The organism is Acidithrix sp. C25, from assembly GCF_904848545.2.
In genome coordinates, this window is sequence record NZ_CAJHCI020000003.1 from 781857 (window position 1) to 801977 (window position 20121).

Here is a 20121-nt window from a genome sequence, read left to right on the forward strand (position 1 = left end):
GTTGATGACGCTAATATGCATGGTGTTTGAGTAATTTATGCGAAAATAACTTCAATGATTAGCCAATCAAGTGCCTATTGATAAGTGATGCCTTGGTGTCTTGAAGTTTGCAAGACTTTACCTTCGGATGAGATTTTATCTAAACCGCCACAGTTTTAGACTTATCCAATATGACCCAGCGCTTTCAGTGTTTTCGATTGATCTAGTTTGTCGTGAACTCCAAAGTTCGGCTCGGCCAGGGAGAGCCCTCGCCTTGTTATGATTTCGCGCAATAGAATGTAAAGATAGCAAGAGAATGGCCAGCCGATTTTGAAGTGGCTACGAGGTTAAATTTATAGACATGGACAAGCAGATCTCACAACGGAAGATTCCATGGCTTGCAAATGCGTTAGTCTCTAGCGTGATTTTGGTTATCGTGCTGGCGTCTGTTTTTCTGTTGACAAGCATTATTAATGGTTCGCCGACCAACAGTGTGGTTCGTACCTCTAAAGTTATGACGAGTACGACTGATCCTTCAAGTGCGCAGGTTGGTGCTGTGACGAATGTTTCGGTAAATGACTCTACGCCTCCGACGGGAAGTACTCTCATATCACTAAGTGGAAGTGGCACAAGATTATCGCGCCCGATCGATCTCTCTTTTTTATGGAGCGGTGTTTGGTCTGTGGATTGTATCGATACGACGACGTCTGCGAGTCTAAGCATCTCTTTGTCGATCATAAGTGCCACGAATGGTCAATCGATTACAACGACATCGCTTCTTAGTCGTCCCCTAAAAGTTGGTGGTATATCATCTGGAACTTTCTTGGGTAAGGCCGCAACTCTTGGTCGAATTTCCGTTTCATCAGGTTGCGACTGGTCGGTTTCCATCATTCGTAGCAAGGTCAAATAGTGATAGAATTCGCTAGTATTGCATATTCAACTTTCACATTTAAGTATTCCCATGGGTAAAAATAAACTGGATTACCCATGTCAAATTACCCAGGCCAAATTACCCAGGCCAAATTTGTAGTTCGATTGTTCGTCAAAATCGCCTGACAAGGATTGAGGTTCTAAATATCGATTTAAAGTAGTTGAATTGATCACAGATTTGCAAGTTTTACGAAATCTCATGGATAAAATCGATTGGTGATGCGGGAAATGTCGCGCAGATTGTGGTCAATCGCAAAGATATCAAAGTTTCATAAATTGCCTGCAGAAGACGTGCTTATGCCGTTGCGACAAGCTCAAGTTGTAGGCATATGTTTTCGTTTTTATATCAATCATTAAGAAGACGATTGAGGACATTCCATAATTCCAGCGGGCAACGTTGTGCCGATTATTGTAATTGTCGCAGCGCAAGTCCCACCCCCGATCGATCCAGTAGATGGGAATGATTGATTTCAATATCTCTATGGGAGTTGTCTATTGCGAATGATGCTAAATGCACATACCCGGTTTGTAGGTCGCGCTTATAATCTTTGGGATTGTATCTTTATCTTTGGGAAATTAAATCCCCGCATCTCTTGAGACGTTTGCGGAAGTTCTATGCCAGATGTGGGTTTGTTTTGGTCTTCATTTGGACCTGGTTCAACTTTTTAATGCCCGAACTATTTGAAGGTTTGTCTCATGTCCTGTGCTTAGAAAATTTTGATGGAATATGGCCATTTGAAGCGCGATCAGATCACGGTGCGATAGCAGTGAAATAAGAACTGGTCGATGCGTCATCATGGTTCATCGATGGCGCATGGTATTTTGGGTCGATTGGGTTGTCAAATCTCACGCGTCATTGGTCGTGATTTGAGAGAAGGTTAGTTCCATATAGTTGCAATGATCCAGCAACTATGAATTGCTAAAGGAGACATCCTATATCACCGGAAATGGGTGATATAGGAACATGGAATAGGTGGCTAAAACTTTTAGTTAGGCTACTACTTCTAGAAGTGGCGCTTTCTGATCAATCTGAAAGAACCTCGTGGGGATCGTCGAACAATCCTTGAGATTATAAAGAGCGGCGCCATCATTATTCCGAGAATAAACATGAAAGAGACGAGTTTGAAGAGTATGAAAGCTCCAGCAGTTGCCATTTGAAAGAAGAACATGAACCCAAGTATCAATGCGGCGACCCTAAGACCCGGATGACGGTTAGTTTGATGTCTGTGGTTGTGTGGTGGCCTTAGATCCAGATGCGATGACGTTGAGTATGACTGGGGTGTGGCGAAGTTGGAGCGGATATGAGAGCGCGCAGCGTCTCGCACTAATTCGGCTCCGCCGGGAATATCTTTGACGAGGGTCAGAAGGTCTGAAAAAGTTTTTGACGCAATCGCAACGTCTAGACGACCCCGCATTTCGTCGGTCGTTATAAACCCTTTTGCAAGGGCATCCGATAGGAAGTTTGTGACCTTATTTCTGTCCTGGTCACTCGCACGTAAAAAAAGTTCATCGCCCATGATTTGAATCTACCACCGAAACATAAAGATTGCCCAAAGGTTTATGAGAAGTTATCGGTGCGGGGTCCTCAAAATGAAGTTATCCATGAAAAATCTCCGCCTCTCAATCCATTCCTCAACTGTGATTGCAAAGATATCGTGGTCTTCCCATGCGCCGTTAATCTCAATATATCTAACAGCAATACCCTCATGTCTTATGCCCAATTTTGTTATAACTCCGTGACTTGGTTCATTTCGGGGAACTATGGAGATCGCGATTCTATGGAGACCTAGATCTTCAAATGCGAATTTGAAGATTACCGCTACCGCCTCAGGGATATATCCTTTGCCGGCGCGTTCTTTGTCGATCCAGTATCCGATGTTGGCTGTTTGCACTGGACCGCGTTGAATCCCAGAAAGATTTGCTTCACCGATAAAGTTGTCTTCAAGGAATACGCCAAAGGCATAGGCGCTGCCAAGGCGACTCTCCTGTTCCCGGGCGACGCAACGGGATTGATAGAGTCGCTTGCCGTTTGGGTCACCCCAACCCTCTGGGGGTAGCGGCTCCCATTGGGTAAGCCAATCACCGCATCGAACTCGTACTTCGTTCCACCTGTCGAAATCGGTGTCACGCAGGGGACGTAACATTATCCGACTTCCTCTCAAAATAATTGACATTGTAATCAGTTAAGGTTAGCTGAGTAGTTATCGTAAGATCCGACCTTTTACCTTTTCTTTTATTACTAATGACCGACATTTAGACGCGATTGCTAATAACCTTATGCAGCCAAAGGGAAATTTGATTTTTTTTCTTTGCCAAAAGAGCAAATCTCTTTGAAATGGTTTGTGAAGTGTGTCACTAAATGCTAGCTTTAGCTAGTTGACCTTAATCGGGAAAGGATTGTCGTGGAAGTTACCATGATTATCAACGGGTCCAGCGTCACCCGTGACGTCGAGCCAAGGACTTTGTTGGTACATTTCATACGAGACCAAGTGGGTCTCACCGGCACAAATGTAGGTTGTGATACCTCGTCTTGTGGGGCATGCACTGTGCATGTAAATGGCGAGTCGGTCAAGAGCTGCACAATGTTAGCGGTGCAGGCAGATGGAGCAGAGATCAAGACCATTGAAGGAATGGCAAGCCCTAGCGGTGAATTGCATCCGCTTCAAAGAGCTTTCCAGGAGAATCATGGTCTGCAATGTGGGTATTGTACCCCCGGTATGGTTATGGCCGCCTCTTCCTTCTTGGCCGAGAACCCACATCCAACCGAACAAGAGGTGCGCCACGGGCTGGAGGGAAATCTTTGTCGGTGTACGGGATATCACAATATAGTCAAGTCTGTGCTGGCTGCAGCAAATGAGACGGCGGAGGTCTAAATGACTGTTACTGAGCCCAAGACCTCTGGCGGTGTAATTGGAACTCGTATGCTTCGCAAGGAGGATCCAAGCCTTCTGACTGGTGAGTCAAAGTTTTCAGATGATCTTGTTATCCCAGGTGCACTCTATATTGCGCTTTTGAGAGCGACAGTGGCCCATGCTAGGATCGTCTCCATCGATACCTCAGCGGCAAAGAGCAGTGCTGGGGTGGTCGCAGTCTATACCTATGATGACCTCAAGGATGACTGGGCTGGACCGATGCCCTGTGCTTGGCCTGTAACGGCTGACATGAAGAACCCAGCGCATTTTCCTTTGGCAAATGGCAAAGTGAACTATGTAGGTGATGGAGTGGCCGTCGTCGTCGCCAACTCCAAGACTGCGGCGATCGATGCGATCGAGGCGATAGAGGTTGAATATGAGGAGCTGACTCCGGTGCTCGATCTCGAGGACTCGGTTTCGGATTCAACGGTTATCCATCAGGATCTAGCGACCAATTCGAGTTATTTATGGGAGCTAATTCCAAATAAGGATGCAGTGGACGAAGCGTTTTCTAATGCTGTTCATACCGTCAAAGAACGATATATTCAGCAACGACTGATCCCTGCAGCCATGGAACCTCGCTCCTTAGTGGTTGTTCCGGCTCCCTTTGGCGGCGACTTTACCGTATATACCTCCACTCAAATCCCACACATTTTGAAGGTTATGTTAGCGCTAACCTTGGGTATCTCTGAAACTAAGATCCGTGTCGTTGCGCCTAGTGTAGGCGGCGGCTTTGGCTCGAAGTTGAATGTCTATGCCGAAGAGGTTCTAGCACTAGCGATAGCTCGTAAGTTGCGTAAGCCGATTCGATGGACTGAGGAGCGTACCGAGAACGCTCTTGCTACGATTCATGGCCGAGGCCAGGTCCAAGACATTGAACTGGCTGCTGACGCAAATGGGAAGATTACTGCCGTCAGGGTTAATATCCTTGCTGATATGGGCGCTTATCTCCAGCTGGTAACCCCAGGAGTTCCACTCTTGGGTGCATTTTTGTATCATGGAGTCTACGACATCCCAAATTACTCCTTCTCCTGCACCGGAGTCTTTACCAATAAGACTCCAACCGATGCATATAGAGGCGCGGGTAGGCCTGAGGCAACTTATGCAATCGAGCGAGCGGTGGATGCCCTTGCTCGCAAGATGGGAGTCTCAGCGATTGAGCTTCGTCGAAGGAACTTTATTCCAAAGGAGGCTTTCCCTTATCCTTCTGCAGCTGGACTTACCTTCGATAGCGGCGACTATGCGGCGAACCTTGACAAGGCCCTTTCTATCTTGGATATAGAGCCCATCCTTGCGGAGAAGCAGGCAAGGATTGACGCTGGATCGACCAAGGTTTTAGGTGTCGGCCTCTCTTTCTTTGTAGAGATGTGTGGCCTTGCCCCAAGTAGGGTTTTGGCATCCTTGAACTACGGTGCGGGTGGCTGGGAAGCTGCCACAGTTCGCATCTTGCCCACATCGAAGGTTCAGGTTGTAACTGGAACTGCACCACATGGACAAGGTCATGAAACATCGTGGTCTATGATTGTTGCAGATAAGTTGGGTATTTCCCCTGATGACATCGAGGTGCTGCACTCTGACACTGCAATTGCTCCATATGGTATGGATACCTATGGATCGAGATCGTTATCTGTGGGTGGAAGTGCTATACATCTTGCAACCGAGAAGGTTTTGGATAAGGCGCGAGCAATTGCTGCCCATCAACTTGAAGTTTCAGCGGATGACCTTGAATACTCAAATGGCACATTTGCTGTGAAAGGTTCTCCAGAGAAGGCCTACCCACTTGCAGCAGCAGCCTTTGAGGCCTTTACCGCCCACAACCTCCCTGACGGAATGGAGCCCAATCTGGAGGCGTCGGTAACATGGGATCCACCTAACTTTACCTTCCCTTATGGTAGCCATTTTGCCGTTGTCGAGGTTGATACTGAGACTGGTAAGGTCGAGTTAGTTCGCTATTTAGCGGTGGACGATTGTGGAAATCGAATTAATCCACTGATCATTGAAGGTCAGATTCATGGAGGATTGGTTCAGGGCATCGCTCAGGCACTCTATGAAGAGGCATCTTATGATGCAGCTGGGAACCTTTTAACCTCCACATTGGCTGATTACCTTGTGCCATCTGCGACCGAGTTTCCGTTCTTTGAGCTGGATCATACGGTTACACCGAGCCCGACAAATCCGCTTGGAGTAAAGGGAATCGGTGAAGCTGGCGCTATCGCATCACCTCCAGCTATCATCAATGCGATCATTGATGCATTGAGCCATTTAGGTGTCAGTCATATTGATATGCCTGCATCTCCACAGCGAGTATGGGAGACCATTAATAATGCCGGAAAATGAATGGCAATTGCATATTTTTTGTAGTTATCAAACCAAAGAAGGGTTAAAAGGGTAATGTTTCCATCATCTTTTGACTACGTTCGAGCATCGTCGGTGGCTGAAGCCATATCGATTCTTGCGAACGAGGAGGATGCAAAGCTCTTAGCGGGCGGCCACTCACTCCTACCTCTAATGAAATTGCGCCTAGCGAGTCCGTCAAAGCTGGTTGATATTGGACGCATCTCCGAGTTGTCCTATATAGAGGATCGCGGCGAGTACGTGGCAGTAGGTGCTTTGACGAGACATCGGGACCTAGAGGTCTCGGCGGTGCTGGGCTCAAGCGTGCCTATGCTCTCTCACGTAGCATCTTTGGTTGGAGATCCATCGGTTCGTCACCGCGGTACTATCGGTGGCTCCGTAGCCCATGGCGATGGTGCTTCAGACCTTCCAGCAGCTGTATTAGCGCTAGATGCAACAATGGTTGCTCAGGGGCCAAATGGTACTCGAGAGATCCCGGCTTCGGAGTTTTTCTTGGGCTTTTTGGAGACGGCACTTGAAGAGGGCGAGATCTTGACTGAAATCAAGGTTCCTAAGATACATGGTGGATGGTCGTATCAGAAGTTCAACCGAAGGGCTCAGGATTGGGCTATTGTAGGAGTTGCAGCCGTAAGGAATGGATCGACGAAAGTTTCGTTGGTTAATATGGGTTCAATGCCGCTTCGTGCTTTAGCTACCGAGGCAGCTATGAACTCAGGTGCTTCAATCTCTGATGCCGCAGCCTTAGCTGCGGAGGGAATCGATCCCCCCGCAGACTTAAATGCTTCGGCGGATTATCGTCGGCACCTTGCTTCAGTTTTAGTAAAACGAGCCTTGGAAGAGGCAAGTTCAAGTTAATCATTCAAAGGAGTTTGATGGATCCAAAGACGCGTCAAAGCCATGACGATTTGGCGCAGTTGCCATCAATTTGTGAGCAGCTCTCGATAGAGTCGCCAAGTGCGCTCATTCGAGAGCTGCGCGATTGTGATTACATAGCCTCTGAATCTTTGGCCACCGCTATCTATTTGGCTCTTAGCCTTCGCCGTCCGCTTCTTTTGGAGGGTGAACCTGGTGTTGGAAAGACAGAGGTGGCCAAGAGTCTTTCTAGGCTGCTAGGTTCTCCACTGGTTCGCCTTCAGTGCTATGAAGGGATCGACGTATCCCAAGCACTCTATGAGTGGAACTACTCCAGGCAGCTTTTGCATCTACGTACCGTTGAAGTTTTATCAGACACCAATGGCCTGAAGGTGGATGAATCCATAGAGGACGATCTCTACAGCGAGAAGTTTTTGGTTCGCAGACCCCTTCTTCGGGCTCTAGATCCTATAGCAGCAGGGGACGAGTTGCCAACGGTTGGTGGCGCCACCTTGCCGGCAGTCCTATTGATCGACGAGCTTGACAGGGCTGACGATGAGTTCGAGGCGTTTTTGCTCGAAGCCCTCTCAGACTATGCGGCTACCATTCCCGAACTCGGCACAATCTTTGCTCCGGTCCCGCCGGTCGTGATTATCACCTCGAATAGGACACGTGATCTTCACGATGCACTAAAGAGACGATGTCTCTACCACTGGGTAGATCACCCTTCCTTTGAGACCGAAGTGTCGATCATCATGACACGCGTACCAGGAGCGGATCGCTTTTTAGCTTCTCAGGTCGCTATTTTGTCGGGTTCTCTTCGTGCGATGGGTTTATTTAAACCGCCAGGCGTCGCCGAATCTATCGATTGGCTCCGTTCGCTAATAGCACTAGGTGCAAGCGAGATAACAGAGTCAATCTTTGAGGCGTCACTTTCTGCGGTAGTCAAGTATAGAGAAGACGCGCAGAAAGTTAAAGAGGCAGATGTGTCGGCGTTAGTGCGGGCGGCGATTGCAAAATCAAGCTAACTCTTAAAGTTGGACTTAGCCCTGGTAACTAAGGTTTGAGATATGGCAAATACCTACGAGATAGTAGTGGGCTTCGGGGAACACCTTCGAGCAAATGAGGTTTTGGCTGATCCAGATTCTCTTTCTCTTTTTTTGAGAGGAATGGAACTGGTTGGAATAGATACCAGAGCAAAGGTATACGAGGTGGCACGCGTTACCTTGGTAAAGCGCGTTGAGGATTTGGCAAAGTTCGATCGAGCATTTGCCAAGTTCTTTGATGGTGGTATTTTCGATGACGATTCACTCTTTAGCGAGCCCCAAGTTCATGAGACGCTCTTTATAGATATCGCCAGTGATGAAGAAGACCAAAGCGATGAAACTCAAGATATTCCCGAAGATGAGAACCACGTAACATTGCGTTTTTCAGCCAAGGAGATACTTTCTAATAAGGATTTTGCTAAATGTACGCGAGTGGAGCTCGTGCAACTTTATGCGATGATGTCAATGATGCGATTCTCTGGATCTAAGCAGCGCTCCAGAAGGATGATTAGAGATCGCAGAGGCGGCCTCCTAGATCTCAAAGGAACCGTGTCCAAGGCAATTTCTCGATATGGCGAGCCTATAGAACGTGTTTATAAGACCAATGGAAAGCGATTTAGGCGCGTCGTTTTTATCTTGGATATCTCTGGATCTATGGATCCTTACGCCCGCGCGCTACTACGATTCGTGCATGCTTCAGTTTTGGCACGTAGCCGAATAGAGGTCTTTACCTTCAGCACCCGGCTGACTCGAATTACTCGTGAATTGACTTGGCGCGAACCGGACCAAGCTTTGAATGACGTATCAAAGCGCGTTGCAGATTTCTCAGGCGGTACTCGATTAGGTGAGACGATCGGCGAGTTTAATAACAACTATGGGGTGCGAGGAATGGCGAGGGGAGCCAACGTCGTAATACTCTCTGATGGCTGGGATCGAGGGGATCCAGATCATCTTGGTTTGGAGATGGCGAGGCTTCATAGGGTGGCACGTAAAGTTATTTGGGTTAATCCCCTAAAGGCTCATGAGGGATATGCACCCCTGGCTCGCGGAATGGCCGCAGCTCTACCCTATGTCGACGTCTTTGTAGAGGGGCATTCCCTGAATGCGCTAGCAAATTTGGTTAGGGTTTTAGATGCGCCATGATTTTGAAGGCCCTTGACCACTTTATCGATCGTTTTCGTGAATGAAGGGCGTCTCGTTGTGGCCTGCGTCCATCTATAAGAGAGCCGTCAAGTTCGGTAGGTTGATTTTTTATTTGAAAGGAGCATACATTGAGGGATGTCTTATCTGATTTGATCCGATGGCGTGCCCAGGGTAAAGCTGTAGCAATAGCGCGAGTAGTAGGTACCGAAGGGTCCAGTCCGCGTGAGCCTGGTGCCACCATGGCAATAAGCGATATAGGAGAAGTTTCAGGTTCGGTTTCTGGCGGTTGCGTCGAGGGAGCCGTGGTGATGGAGGCACTCGCGGCGATGGGTGTCACTAGCGTAGCCGTCGGCAATAATACTGTAATGGATGTGGATGCATCTGGTGTGCAGGCATGTCCAAGCGTATCGGTCTTTGGCTATTCAGATGATGAGGCGTTTGCTGTGGGTCTGACCTGCGGCGGTACTTTGCGAATCTTAATTGAACCCAATGTGGATCGACCATATGATCTAGTCGCTCGACTGTTGGATGAAAATACTCCATTTGTGCGTGCCACCGTGGTCTCAGGTATCGGTGCAGTTCCTGGGAATGATGCTCCTGTAGAGCTACAGATCTCCAGTGAAGGGTTGTCGGCCTTTGAAGTCTTTGGGGCGCTTCCTAGCGTTGGATCAACGCTGATAATTGTCGACGGTAAAGCCATTTATTCGAATTTAGAGAATGATACCCTTTCGGATGTAATCATTCGAGATAGTCAAGGTGCATTGGCGTCTGGCACGACCATGGTTCGTCATTACGGCAGAAATGGACAAGCAAAGCTCGAAGAGGTAGAGGTTCTCTTTGAGACCTTCGCTCCGCCACCTCGCATGATTATCTTTGGCGCCGTAGATTTTACTGCTGCCCTTGCTAGAGTTGGTAAGTTGTTGGGATATAGTGTTTCGGTTTGCGATGCTCGACCTATCTTCGCTACGCGTGTGAGGTTTGCGATGGCTGACGAGGTGGTCGTGGACTGGCCGGATAAGTATTTAGATCGGATTGGTGGCTCACTTGGACAAAGAGATGCTATCTGTGTACTTACCCATGATCCAAAGTTCGATGTACCAGCAATTGTCGGAGCTCTCAAGACTAAAGTGGGCTATATAGGTGCGATGGGGTCGAGAAGGACGCATCAAGAGCGCAGCAAACGCCTGATAGATGTAGGCGTAGATCCTGACGAACTTTCACGGGTAATGGGACCAATTGGGTTAGATATTGGGGCTAGGACGCCCGAGGAGACGGCTATTTCCATTGCTGGAGAGATAATTGCACTACGGACCAATAAGGTACCCGTCTCATTAGCGCTGGGCGAAGGTCCAATTCATCCTAGGAGCCGTTGACAATGGTTATGGCTGGGATCTTACTCTGTGGTGGATCTGGTTCTAGATATAGGGGAGATACCCATAAATTAGAGGCGCCGTTTCGGGGATCTACAGTCTTTGAGCATTCGCTGGCGGGGCTTCGGGGAGCATCTATAGAGCCAATTGCCGTGGTCTTTGGGGTGATTGATCTATCGCATTTACTGCATGAGGGCGAGGTTGCACTTCTGAATCCTAACCCCAATTTAGGGATGGCATCTTCTCTGGCGATTGGGCTAGCGTGGGCGAAGAGCCTCGAGGCGTCCGAGGTAATTGTTGGTTTGGGGGATCAACCTTTAATTGGTTCATCCCCATGGTTAACTCTTGCACATGCAGGCGAAACCTCGCCTATTATGGTAGCAACATATGAGGGAAGACGTCGTAACCCGGTTCGAATTTCCCGCGAGCTTTTCGACCTCATTCCGAGCCAGGGCGAGGTTGGAGCCAGGTCGCTATATTCGCAATTTTCGGAGCAATTGCTAGAGGTCGAATGTGTTGGCGAGCCGATTGATATTGATACAAAAGAGGAGTTGGATAGATGGAATTGGTAAATAAGTTTTCTGTAAATGTTCCAATAGAGCAAGCGTGGGCGCTTTTGACTGACGTAGAAAAGATAGCACCTTGTCTCCCGGGAGCTGCTCTCGAGGAGATTGATGGCGATGAATTTCGTGGATCAGTCAAGGTTAAGGTGGGACCTATTACTGCTGCCTACAAAGGAAAAGCATCTTTTATAGAGCTAAATAAAGAGACACATACAGCGGTTCTCAGGGCAGAAGGTCGAGACACTAAGGGTCAAGGTAACGCCTCGGCTACCGTAACGGCACAGCTGGATGGAGATGAGAATTCGACAAACGTTTCCGTTACGACAAATTTAGCAATAACTGGCAAGGTTGCTTCGTTCGGTAGAGGGGTCTTGGCTGATGTTTCAAACAAGCTTCTAAGTCAGTTCGTAGTATCGCTTGAGGCGCTGGTTGAAAACGATGGCAAAGAGGTACCTTCGGCAGAACCACAATCCTCGGACCCGGCTGCGTCTCCGGCCAAAGAGGCGGTCAGCTCCAACGACGATGAAAAGCCTCCAACCATAAAGAAGACCTTTGCACCTACTGAAACTGCTCCGGTAGACCTTTTGGGCGTCGCTGGATCGCCAATAATAAAGCGGGTCGTTCCGGCTGCAGTGGGCAGTTTGCTCTTTTTGATTATGATACTAATCCGCCGCTCAAGAAAGCGAAAAGGTTAAGTTCAATTGAATATTGATCTTTGGGAAGGTCCTTCGGAAGTCGACTACAACCATGTTGAGCGCCTCTTGGGGCGACCTCCTCAAGGGCGCTTCGTGGTTGTGGCTAGGCGCATCTCCACAGGTATCCCTAGCGTGATTGCATGCTGGCCGATAATTGAGGAGAGGCTTCCGATGCCGACTCTCTTTTGGCTCTGTGACCCACAAATATCTCTTGCGGTTTCACGGCTAGAGTCGGGTGGAATTATCAAAGAGATCCGAGAGAGTCTTGACCTTGACCTGGTCGAATATGGCCACAGAACGTATTCTTCTATCCGCGATGGTTTGATTCCAGATGACTATTTGGGTCCTCGTCCCTCAGGAGGGGTTGGCGGCACTAGAAGTGGATTCAAATGTTTACATGCCCATGTGGGCTGGCACATCGTCTCTAAGGTAGATGCTCCAACTCTCTATGTATTGGAGCATCACCCGCAGAGTTTGGACTTGAGTGACGTTCGAGTTCTTGGGATGCCAGCGGGTTTGGGCCGCGTTATCGACCTCCACGTTGACGCGTTATCGTAACTATTGCACAGGGTGAATAATGCTTGATGGTTCACCCTGGGGCTGGCGCTTATTTGAGGTGATCTTTGATAGTGGAGGTGGTAGTTGCGACTGCGCTCCGTTTGATAATCTCAAATTATACCGTCGATTTAACTACCAAAGAGCGCCTTATTGTGTTGAAATAGGGGTCGCTAGTCGTTCAATTCGACGAACCTTTCCAGAGCTTTCATCTGATTTGCGTGGAACGAGCGTATCTTTTCGATAGAAAGGCCAAAGGATATTCTTCCTCTCTCGATAAATGTTACATAGGGATCGATTGCGCTCGATGCCATGAAATATTGATTTTGAGAACTCTCTGTTGCCGTGGGTGCGATAGATTCGGCGATGAAACGGCCATCTTGATCGAAGTGGCGAGTTACTTTTTTCGATCCCGGAATCGTCTCCTTGCCGATCGAAGCCTTAGAGACGCCAACCATTTCGCCATTGACTTCAATCTCGGAGAGTTTGTAAACCAAATTGGCGCTAGGGTGTCCTGAGCCAATTACAAAGCGCGTTCCTACACCGTAGCCATCGATTGGGGCATCTCTCAGACGTTGGATCTCAAATTCATCCAGGTCGCCCGTGACGATGATTCTCGTCGATTTGGCGCCCTTAGAGTCTAGAAGTTGTCTCGCGTTGGTGGCACCTTCAAAAAGATCTCCTGAGTCGATACGAATAGCTCCTGGTTCCCCGTCGCAAGCCATAATGGCATCTAAAATTCCGCTATCTTGATCGTATGTATCCACTAAAAAGGTAGATGATGCCCCTAGCGTCATAGCTTGAGCATGGAATGCCTCGATTTGATTTTCAAAAGCCATTACCAATGCATGGCCTGCCGTGCCAGACGCTGGAATATTGTAAATGCGTGCGGCACCAAGATTTGACGTAGATGCCATCCCTACGATGTATCCGATCCTTGCTGCGGCTAGAGCCGCTTCTTCATGAATCCGACGGGAGCCCATTTCGATTATTGGACGTCGATTGGCAGCCCTTACCATTCTCTCGCCAGCTGCAGCTAGAGCAGAGTCGAAATTTAGAATTGAAAGGACCAATGTCTCGATTATTAGGCACTCTGCAAAGGTCCCTTCGATCTTCAAAATCGGCGTTCCGCCAAAGTAGAAGCTTCCCTCTGGGAGTCCGGTTATAGTGCCGTGAAATTCGAAACTTTCTAGATAACCTATTGTTCGCTCACTTAAAAAGTTAGCTCTACGAAGAAAGGAGATATCAGCTTTTGAGAACTTGAATCTAGAAAGTGCTTCAAGAAGGCGTTGCTGGCCCCCTACGATTCCGTACTTTCGCCCTTGAGGTAGGCTTCGAGTGAAGACCTCGAAGACGGCTCTATGGAATGCTTTATCTGCATTTATGGCAGTATCGAGCATCGTGAATTCATATTTGTCGGTATGTAGAGCTGTAGTTTCAAGGCGGTTTTCAGTCAAGATTCCTTCTTGGTTTTAGATGATCTATTCTGTGATCTTTAAGATGGTTTGTTTTCGTCAGGTTGAAGGCCATCCACTAAGATGTGTTCGTTATCGTTGGCATTGGTCATTCCGGTATTGGTCGAATCTTCGCCCTCGCCGTCATAGACCTGTGTGTTTTGAGAGTTGCGTCTTTCTGGCGAGTTCAGAATTAGAAATGCACATGCCGAGCTTATGATCAAAATAATGGAGAATACCTCTACTGCATCCCATAGGCGGGGAACTGCTAGCCAGAAGTATTCGTCCCAAAATCTTGGGATCGACCATAGAAAAAGTCCAGCTATGGCTAGGCTGCCGCTTCGATACGGTGGAGCTTTTGTAGTCATCCATTTTTCAATTTTAAGGAGAATCAGAAAGATTATAAAGTCTTCAGTAGCCTGAAAAATGGGAACTGGTATTCGATATCCGACCTGCCCGGCGTATTGTAGACCATACCAAGCATTGGTAGGTCGTCCTCCACCTTGGAACATCAACTGTGGCCCCAAAATGCGACCTATCGACCAAGCTAAAATGAGCGCTGGAACCAGCTTGTCAAAGGTGTCGGCGATGCGGAGGTCTGGAGCATATTTACGCTTTAGATAAATACCAACGGGGATTGCTCCTGCTAATCCGCCAAACGAAGAGAGGCCGCCGTGCCAGATCAAGGGAATTTGTGCTGGAAATTTCAAATAGTATGAGATATTTGCTATGACATGGACTATTCTGGCGCCAACTACAGCTGCCGCAATTATCCACAGGAACGATTTTCCAACCCAGTTGTATGGCATCCCTGAATCTTTAAGTCGTTTCTCGAAATATCGATAGGCAACGTAGAATGCGATAGCCAATCCGATACCATAGGTGTGTACCTGAACGGGACCGATATTGAAAACGATGGGTATTGGTTTCATGTTTCACCTAAAATTGTGTGGTGCATAGATTTCTCGATGATCACTGAAATGGTCGTTACATAGTAAGTGCATTGGAAGCGTAATGATTCCATCTTTTTGGTCAATTATATTTTAGAGCTATTTTAAAGCTTTGAGGAGGAGATCTATGACAAAGCATTTGCCAGGCCAGTTTGGCATAGAGGGTAAAGTTGCGATTGTAACTGGTGCGTCGAGTGGGATCGGTGCTCGCCTTGCGACGGTATTGTCACAGGCGGGAGCGTCGGTGGTTTTAGCAGCACGGAGAGAAGAACGTATTGCGGCGCTCTCGTCCACCTTGCAAGATTCTATTCACGTGGTGTGTGACGTCACTTTGGATCACGACCTGGAGAATCTGGTTGCCAGAACGATTGAGCGCTTCGGAAAGATAGACATCTGTGTCAACAACGCCGGAATCGCCGAGCCATTGTCGGCCCTTGAGGAGTCGCCAGCTCAATTTAGGCGGATAGTAGAGACAAATTTGACATCGGTTTTCGTCCTATCGCAACTTGTCGCCCAGAAAATGATTGATTTGGGTGGTGGCGGTACCATTGTAAATGTTGCATCGGTGCTTGGACTTATCGCATCGAACTCTATTCCTCAGGCAAGCTATACCGCTTCAAAGGCTGGTGTCGTGAATCTGACAAGAGAGTTGGCTTATCAGTGGGCCAAGCATAAGATAAGGGTCAATGCTATCGCTCCAGGTTGGTTCCCTTCTGAAATGACTTCTGTAATGTTTGAGGAAGGGCGAGGTTTGAGTTGGATTAATCGTAATACGCCACTGGGACGCGGTGGTAATATCGATGAGCTCGACGGGCCTTTGCTACTGTTGGCATCGGATGCTTCTAGTTACATTACTGGCCAAACGCTTGTAGTGGATGGCGGGTGGTCTCTGACTTAGTGGCTAGTTGATGAATGCTACTGGCTCAAGAGGTTTCTTGAATTGTCTCTTTGTCATACTCTTTTACGACCCGGTGGGTCGGAGGGTCTTGGTCTGTGGTTTTGAGTGACTTGTCGAGATGGTAACCCTGTAGTGGCGTCGCGCATGAACTTTGTAAAGCGCATTAGTCGTAGTTTGCTTTAATGTGCGTATTTAGGTGGTGCGGATGCGAAAAGTGTATATGCGTCAGAAAATGGTGGCTTGCTTCATTCTAGCTGTCTCTCATAAGGTGGTTTTTGATAACTCAATCGCTATGTGATAGCCATAAAGGCACTGCCTAAGTGTCTCATGGAACCTTTTCTGGTCCAGATGGTATTTGGCAAAGAGACCGATAGCTGCGGTAAATGTTAAAGTGATCCCAGTGATCTGATTTAGGTTCAGATCACTGGGATCGGATAAGTGCGGCTATATGGTGATGATATCGATTCGGTTTGTGTCTCCAGATATTCGGCCTTGTGACCCCTGTGTTAGGAGTACTACTGACGTCGTGGGGTCGATCTCGGTCATAACCTCTCGAGTCTTGATCTCCCAGGTTGTATCATGAGGCTTGATGACTAAGGGAGCAACCCCTGAAGTAAAGGCTAGGCGTCTCGCGGTCGTTTCTTCTCGTGAAAGCGCTACGATCCAAGGCTTCATTCTGAACTTGGCAATGGATCTAGGAGTCGATCCTGACTCGGTCGGAGTGACGATGTAGTCCGGATCCAATTTTTCCACCGCAGAGAGCACCGATAAGGCGACAATTTCAGGAATTGTTGTGGCGTGATCGCGCATGTAGTCGGCAACCCGTTCACGTGACGGTATAAATGTGGCGTGTTCCTCGGTGTATCGAGCAACCTTGGCCAACGTTGCAACCGCTTCAACCGGGTACTTACCCATTGCGGACTCTTCGCTTAACATTACTGCGTCGGTGCCATCTAAGATTGCATTCGCCACATCTGTTACCTCAGCACGAGTCGGTCTTGGCGAGTCAACCATCGATTCCAACATTTGTGTTGCCGTTATGACTGGCTTTCCGATACAGTTTGCCCTAAAGATTAAGTCTTTTTGGACCAGTGGAATTTCTTCGAGAGGAAGTTCGATGCCAAGGTCGCCACGTGCCACCATAATCCCATCGCACGCATTGAGGATTGCATCGATGTCTCGAAGTGCTGCTGGATGTTCTATCTTGGCGAAAAGAAATGGAGAAAAGCCGTGCTCTCCTGCGATAGCTCTTGCCCGATGGAGGTCTTCAGCCCGTTGGACAAAAGAGATTGAAAGTGCATCTGCCCCCCTGGAGAGGGCGAAATATAAGAGCTCCGCGTCCTTATCTGTGAGTGATGAAATGTCAAGGGTGGCACCAGGAAGGTTGATTCCTTTGTGGGATGACAATTCTCCGCCTGCAGCAACGGTGCAGAGGATGCTTTCACCTTCGACTCGAACTACTTTGAGAGAGATAAATCCATCTGCTAGGTAGATGAGTGAACCTGGTCCAACCGCTCTGGCGATTCCAGGGAAATCAACAGGAATATTTATATCATTATCGACTGCCGGCGAACCGGTAGGGGCGAGCCTTACGGTCATTCCGCCCTTTAGCCCTATCGCTTGGTCTAACTTGCCGATCCTCATCTTTGGACCAGGAAGATCGGCAAGAATGGATATCATCTTTCCGGTATGTCGCTCTGCTCTGCGGACCAGTCCAATTAGTCGTACAATTGATGCTGGAGTTCCGTGAGCTAAATTTAGACGAGCTACATTCATTCCCGCTTTGGCCATCGCTACTACCGTATCAATATTGGCACAAGCGGGCCCGAGAGTTGCCACAATTTTGGTCTTTTTATCTTCGATCAAGGGTCCCCTTCCTTACTTCGAGTTTAAAACTACATACGACCTTAGCCACTGGATATTAAACAAAGGTTGTACACCAGGCAACAAAGTTACAGGATTGACCTGCATGGGTGTAAAAGGGTTTGAATTTATCAAGCCGCGGTGGCAAATATTTGAGATGGCGACCCTTTTTAAATTTGAAATTATCGTTTAGATCGAAAAATCCAAGATGAGCTTGCCTACTTTTGATTTGCTAAAGTCGCTATAGGCAAGTGCGGCCTTCGATGCGGGGTAGACCGCTGATATGAGTGGTCCGAAAGTTCCATCTTTGATTGCGGGTAGGATGTGGCTTTGAATTCGCTGCGCAATCTGCGCCTTCTCTCCAACGCTTCGGGGTCTTAGTGTCGAACCTCTAACAGTCGCTCTTTTAGCCATAATCATACGAAGGTCGACTTCAGCCTTTGGCCCTGCTCCGACTCCTATTATGACTATCCTGCCAAGAAGCGATAGAGCTTGAAGATTGGAGGCCATATTGACCCCGCCGACGAGTTCTAGTATAAGATCAAAAGGGCCAGATGTTGCGATTTGCGATGGCGAGATTGCCATAGCCCCCTGGCGTTCTATGGCCAAGAGTCCTTCGTCGGTCCGTGATACTCCAAAGACTGTGGCGCCAGCAAATTTTGCAAGCGCGATAGCGGCAGTTCCGACACCTCCAGTAGCTCCAGTGATCAAGACTCTATCTCCGGCGCTAATCTCACCTTGGCTAAAGAGTGCATCGTAAGCCGTTGTATAGGCCTCTGGTATCGCGGACCACTTCACTAGGGGTAATGTTTGGTCAACTTCTATTGCGTTGCTAAAGTGAATCTTTACCAATTCGGCCTGGGCTCCGCCTGCGACGATACCCATTATTGGTCTATTGATCCAGTTCGTGGGTACCTTTGATCCTTGAGCAACTACGGTCCCAGAAAATTCCAAGCCCGGAATATCGCTAACCACTCCATTTGGCGGGGGATAAAACCCTCCAACTTGGAGTAGGTCAGCCGCGTTTAATCCGGCACCGGCCACTCTGACGAGTAACTCTTCATCGCTGATAGTGGGATCTGGGCAAGTGGTGAATAGGATTGTTTTGTCTATGATCTTTGCAGCATTCATTGCAAAACAAGCATACGACCCATAGATAAAAATCAATCCACCTACAAGTTGGATCTAGGGACGTCCGGCTCCTACGGGACTTCCGTCCCAATAGAGGCTCCGCACCATGATTGGGTATGAAGGATTATCGGCCACTACTACTTCGCCATTGCCAATGTACATTGCAACGTGGTCTATGGGAGTGAAGTAAAAGACTAAATCCCCTGGTTGAAGGCTGTTGAGTGAGACGTGTTGAATTGAGTCGTATTGTGCTGCAGCGGAATGCGGGAGATAGACCCCAGCGTGCGCCCATGCGTACATTACAAAGCCAGAGCAGTCAAAGTAGTTGGGCCCGGCACCGCCAAATACGTAACTTTTACCGATTTGTGCCATCGCAACCGACACTGCTGTACCTGCTCCAGCACCTGGAGGAATTGCTACATATGCTGGAGCAGCACCTGCTCTAGTACCTGGAGGAATTGCTACATATGCAGGTTGGCCATTTGGGTTGCTTTGTTGAGCATTTGCACGACTTGTAGTAGTCGCACTTCGTTGTTGTTGAAGCTGCTGTTGTTGAAGCTGCTGTTGTTGAAGCTGCTGTTGTTGAAGCTGAAGATGCTGTGCAAGAGCAAGAGCTTGGGCCCGCTTTTGGGCCTGCAGGGCCGCGGCTTCTTGGGCTAGTTGCTGTTGCTTTTGTGCCTGGAGGACCAGTGATGCGATATTGGAATTGACTGTGAGTAATTGCGATTGCGCAGTATTCATCGCGGACTGCGCGGCGGCTTTTGAAGAGGCTGCGCTTTTTAGTGCCGCTGTTGCTAGGGCCTTTTCGGAGGCCAACTTAGCTTTTTCGATGTTGAGGTTGGCATTTGCAAGGTTGAACTGCGCGATTAATGTCTGTTGTGAGTTGGCTACGGTTCCCGCGAAGACGTCTCGCAAGGTTACGTCTGTGGATGAACCATTTAAGACGTCGGCAAAGGAAACGACTGATCCACCCTGGGTGTAAAAATTCACAGCTTCAGCGGCTAGTTTTTTTCTAAGCTCCGCGATCTTTGCTTCTGTGGAGGCAATTGAGGCTTTGCTTATTGAGATCTGCTGATTTAGGGTTTGTAGCTTCAGCTGCGCTTGGTCATAAGCTTCAGAGTAAGCGCTTACTTGGGCATTGAGGGTAGCAATTTTACTCGCAATTGCCGATGCTTGTGCTTTCGCGCTTGAAAGCTGATCGGCCGATGCGCTAGTTGCGAAAGTTGCTATCGGGGTCAACCCTAGTACTAGAGCTGAAATTCCGGTAAGCGCCTTTCGGCTAAATTTTTTGGACCGAACTTCGGTCACTTTGAATTCGGCATCTAAATCCGTATCATCGTTAGGCAGGTTCGTCACAATTCAAATATGATAGTAAGCTCCGCAGAGATATTTGGCTGATTCCATACATTAATGTCTGTTCTAAGG

At 48.3% G+C, this 20121-nt stretch carries 18 protein-coding genes; 11 read left to right on the forward strand and 7 right to left on the reverse strand.

Annotation, left to right across the window (positions count from 1 at the left end; all coding sequences use genetic code 11):
* Nucleotides 1-340 precede the first annotated feature (340 nt).
* Nucleotides 341-889, forward strand: coding sequence for a hypothetical protein (locus ACIDITHRIX25_RS000000102400; RefSeq protein WP_213333486.1), 549 nt, complete (start codon nucleotides 341-343; stop codon nucleotides 887-889).
* Nucleotides 890-1913: 1024 nt separating this feature from the next.
* Here ACIDITHRIX25_RS000000102400 and ACIDITHRIX25_RS000000102405 read toward each other — a convergent pair.
* Both ACIDITHRIX25_RS000000102405 and ACIDITHRIX25_RS000000102410 read right to left on the reverse strand, forming a co-directional pair.
* A complete protein-coding gene (locus tag ACIDITHRIX25_RS000000102405) occupies nucleotides 1914-2426 on the reverse strand; it encodes a DUF1707 SHOCT-like domain-containing protein (protein WP_052605150.1) in 513 nt (170 codons plus the stop codon).
* Nucleotides 2427-2477: 51 nt separating this feature from the next.
* Entirely contained in the window at nucleotides 2478-3053 is a 576-nt protein-coding gene (locus ACIDITHRIX25_RS000000102410) for a GNAT family N-acetyltransferase (RefSeq protein ID WP_052605149.1), read from the reverse strand.
* A gap of 270 nt (nucleotides 3054-3323) precedes the next feature.
* Here ACIDITHRIX25_RS000000102410 and ACIDITHRIX25_RS000000102415 point away from each other — a divergent pair, with 270 nt between their 5' ends.
* The 9 genes from ACIDITHRIX25_RS000000102415 to ACIDITHRIX25_RS000000102455 all read left to right on the forward strand — a co-directional run bounded on the left by ACIDITHRIX25_RS000000102415 (nucleotide 3324) and on the right by ACIDITHRIX25_RS000000102455 (nucleotide 12403).
* Nucleotides 3324-3782, forward strand: a complete 459-nt coding sequence (locus ACIDITHRIX25_RS000000102415) for a (2Fe-2S)-binding protein (RefSeq protein ID WP_052605191.1) — start codon at nucleotides 3324-3326, stop codon at nucleotides 3780-3782.
* Nucleotides 3783-6158 carry a xanthine dehydrogenase family protein molybdopterin-binding subunit gene (locus tag ACIDITHRIX25_RS000000102420; RefSeq protein WP_201732092.1) on the forward strand — a complete coding sequence of 792 codons (2376 nt, stop codon included), beginning with the start codon at nucleotides 3783-3785 and terminating at the stop codon, nucleotides 6156-6158. It abuts the gene before it with no gap.
* Between the two features lie 54 nt (nucleotides 6159-6212).
* The gene (locus ACIDITHRIX25_RS000000102425) at nucleotides 6213-7031 is read left to right on the forward strand and encodes an FAD binding domain-containing protein (protein WP_052605147.1); all 819 of its coding nucleotides are present in this window, start codon (nucleotides 6213-6215) and stop codon (nucleotides 7029-7031) included.
* Between the two features lie 17 nt (nucleotides 7032-7048).
* Nucleotides 7049-8056, forward strand: coding sequence for an AAA family ATPase (locus tag ACIDITHRIX25_RS000000102430; RefSeq protein ID WP_082058549.1), 1008 nt, complete (start codon nucleotides 7049-7051; stop codon nucleotides 8054-8056).
* Between the two features lie 42 nt (nucleotides 8057-8098).
* Nucleotides 8099-9217 carry a vWA domain-containing protein gene (locus tag ACIDITHRIX25_RS000000102435; RefSeq protein ID WP_201732093.1) on the forward strand — a complete coding sequence of 373 codons (1119 nt, stop codon included), beginning with the start codon at nucleotides 8099-8101 and terminating at the stop codon, nucleotides 9215-9217.
* 128 nt (nucleotides 9218-9345) lie between these two features.
* Nucleotides 9346-10590: an XdhC family protein gene (locus ACIDITHRIX25_RS000000102440; protein ID WP_052605145.1), complete on the forward strand. Its 1245-nt coding sequence runs from the start codon at nucleotides 9346-9348 to the stop codon at nucleotides 10588-10590.
* 2 nt (nucleotides 10591-10592) lie between these two features.
* Nucleotides 10593-11159: a nucleotidyltransferase family protein gene (locus ACIDITHRIX25_RS000000102445; protein ID WP_201732094.1), complete on the forward strand. Its 567-nt coding sequence runs from the start codon at nucleotides 10593-10595 to the stop codon at nucleotides 11157-11159.
* Complete coding sequence (locus tag ACIDITHRIX25_RS000000102450) at nucleotides 11147-11845, forward strand: SRPBCC family protein (RefSeq protein ID WP_201732095.1); 699 nt, start codon at nucleotides 11147-11149, stop codon at nucleotides 11843-11845. Before ACIDITHRIX25_RS000000102445 ends, ACIDITHRIX25_RS000000102450 begins: the two co-directional genes overlap by 13 nt.
* Nucleotides 11846-11851: 6 nt before the next feature.
* A complete protein-coding gene (locus ACIDITHRIX25_RS000000102455) occupies nucleotides 11852-12403 on the forward strand; it encodes a DUF501 domain-containing protein (protein ID WP_201732096.1) in 552 nt (183 codons plus the stop codon).
* 170 nt (nucleotides 12404-12573) lie between these two features.
* On the opposite strand, the gene pncB is transcribed toward ACIDITHRIX25_RS000000102455, so the two are convergent.
* Nucleotides 12574-13857, reverse strand: a complete 1284-nt coding sequence (gene pncB / locus ACIDITHRIX25_RS000000102460) for a nicotinate phosphoribosyltransferase (RefSeq protein ID WP_201732097.1) — start codon at nucleotides 13855-13857, stop codon at nucleotides 12574-12576.
* A gap of 38 nt (nucleotides 13858-13895) precedes the next feature.
* The gene (locus tag ACIDITHRIX25_RS000000102465) at nucleotides 13896-14786 is read right to left on the reverse strand and encodes a prolipoprotein diacylglyceryl transferase (protein ID WP_201732098.1); all 891 of its coding nucleotides are present in this window, start codon (nucleotides 14784-14786) and stop codon (nucleotides 13896-13898) included.
* Between the two features lie 145 nt (nucleotides 14787-14931).
* Between ACIDITHRIX25_RS000000102465 and ACIDITHRIX25_RS000000102470 the strand changes: the two genes are divergently transcribed.
* The gene (locus ACIDITHRIX25_RS000000102470; RefSeq protein ID WP_052605139.1) at nucleotides 14932-15702 is read left to right on the forward strand and encodes an SDR family NAD(P)-dependent oxidoreductase; all 771 of its coding nucleotides are present in this window, start codon (nucleotides 14932-14934) and stop codon (nucleotides 15700-15702) included.
* Nucleotides 15703-16146: 444 nt separating this feature from the next.
* Here ACIDITHRIX25_RS000000102470 and pyk read toward each other — a convergent pair whose 3' ends face one another.
* The 3 genes from pyk to ACIDITHRIX25_RS000000102485 form a co-directional block, all read right to left on the reverse strand.
* Entirely contained in the window at nucleotides 16147-17568 is a 1422-nt protein-coding gene (gene pyk / locus ACIDITHRIX25_RS000000102475) for a pyruvate kinase (protein WP_052605138.1), read from the reverse strand.
* 186 nt (nucleotides 17569-17754) lie between these two features.
* Nucleotides 17755-18732: a zinc-binding dehydrogenase gene (locus ACIDITHRIX25_RS000000102480; protein WP_201732099.1), complete on the reverse strand. Its 978-nt coding sequence runs from the start codon at nucleotides 18730-18732 to the stop codon at nucleotides 17755-17757.
* 18 nt (nucleotides 18733-18750) lie between these two features.
* Nucleotides 18751-20052 carry a C40 family peptidase gene (locus ACIDITHRIX25_RS000000102485; protein ID WP_201732100.1) on the reverse strand — a complete coding sequence of 434 codons (1302 nt, stop codon included), beginning with the start codon at nucleotides 20050-20052 and terminating at the stop codon, nucleotides 18751-18753.
* Nucleotides 20053-20121: the final 69 nt, after the last annotated feature.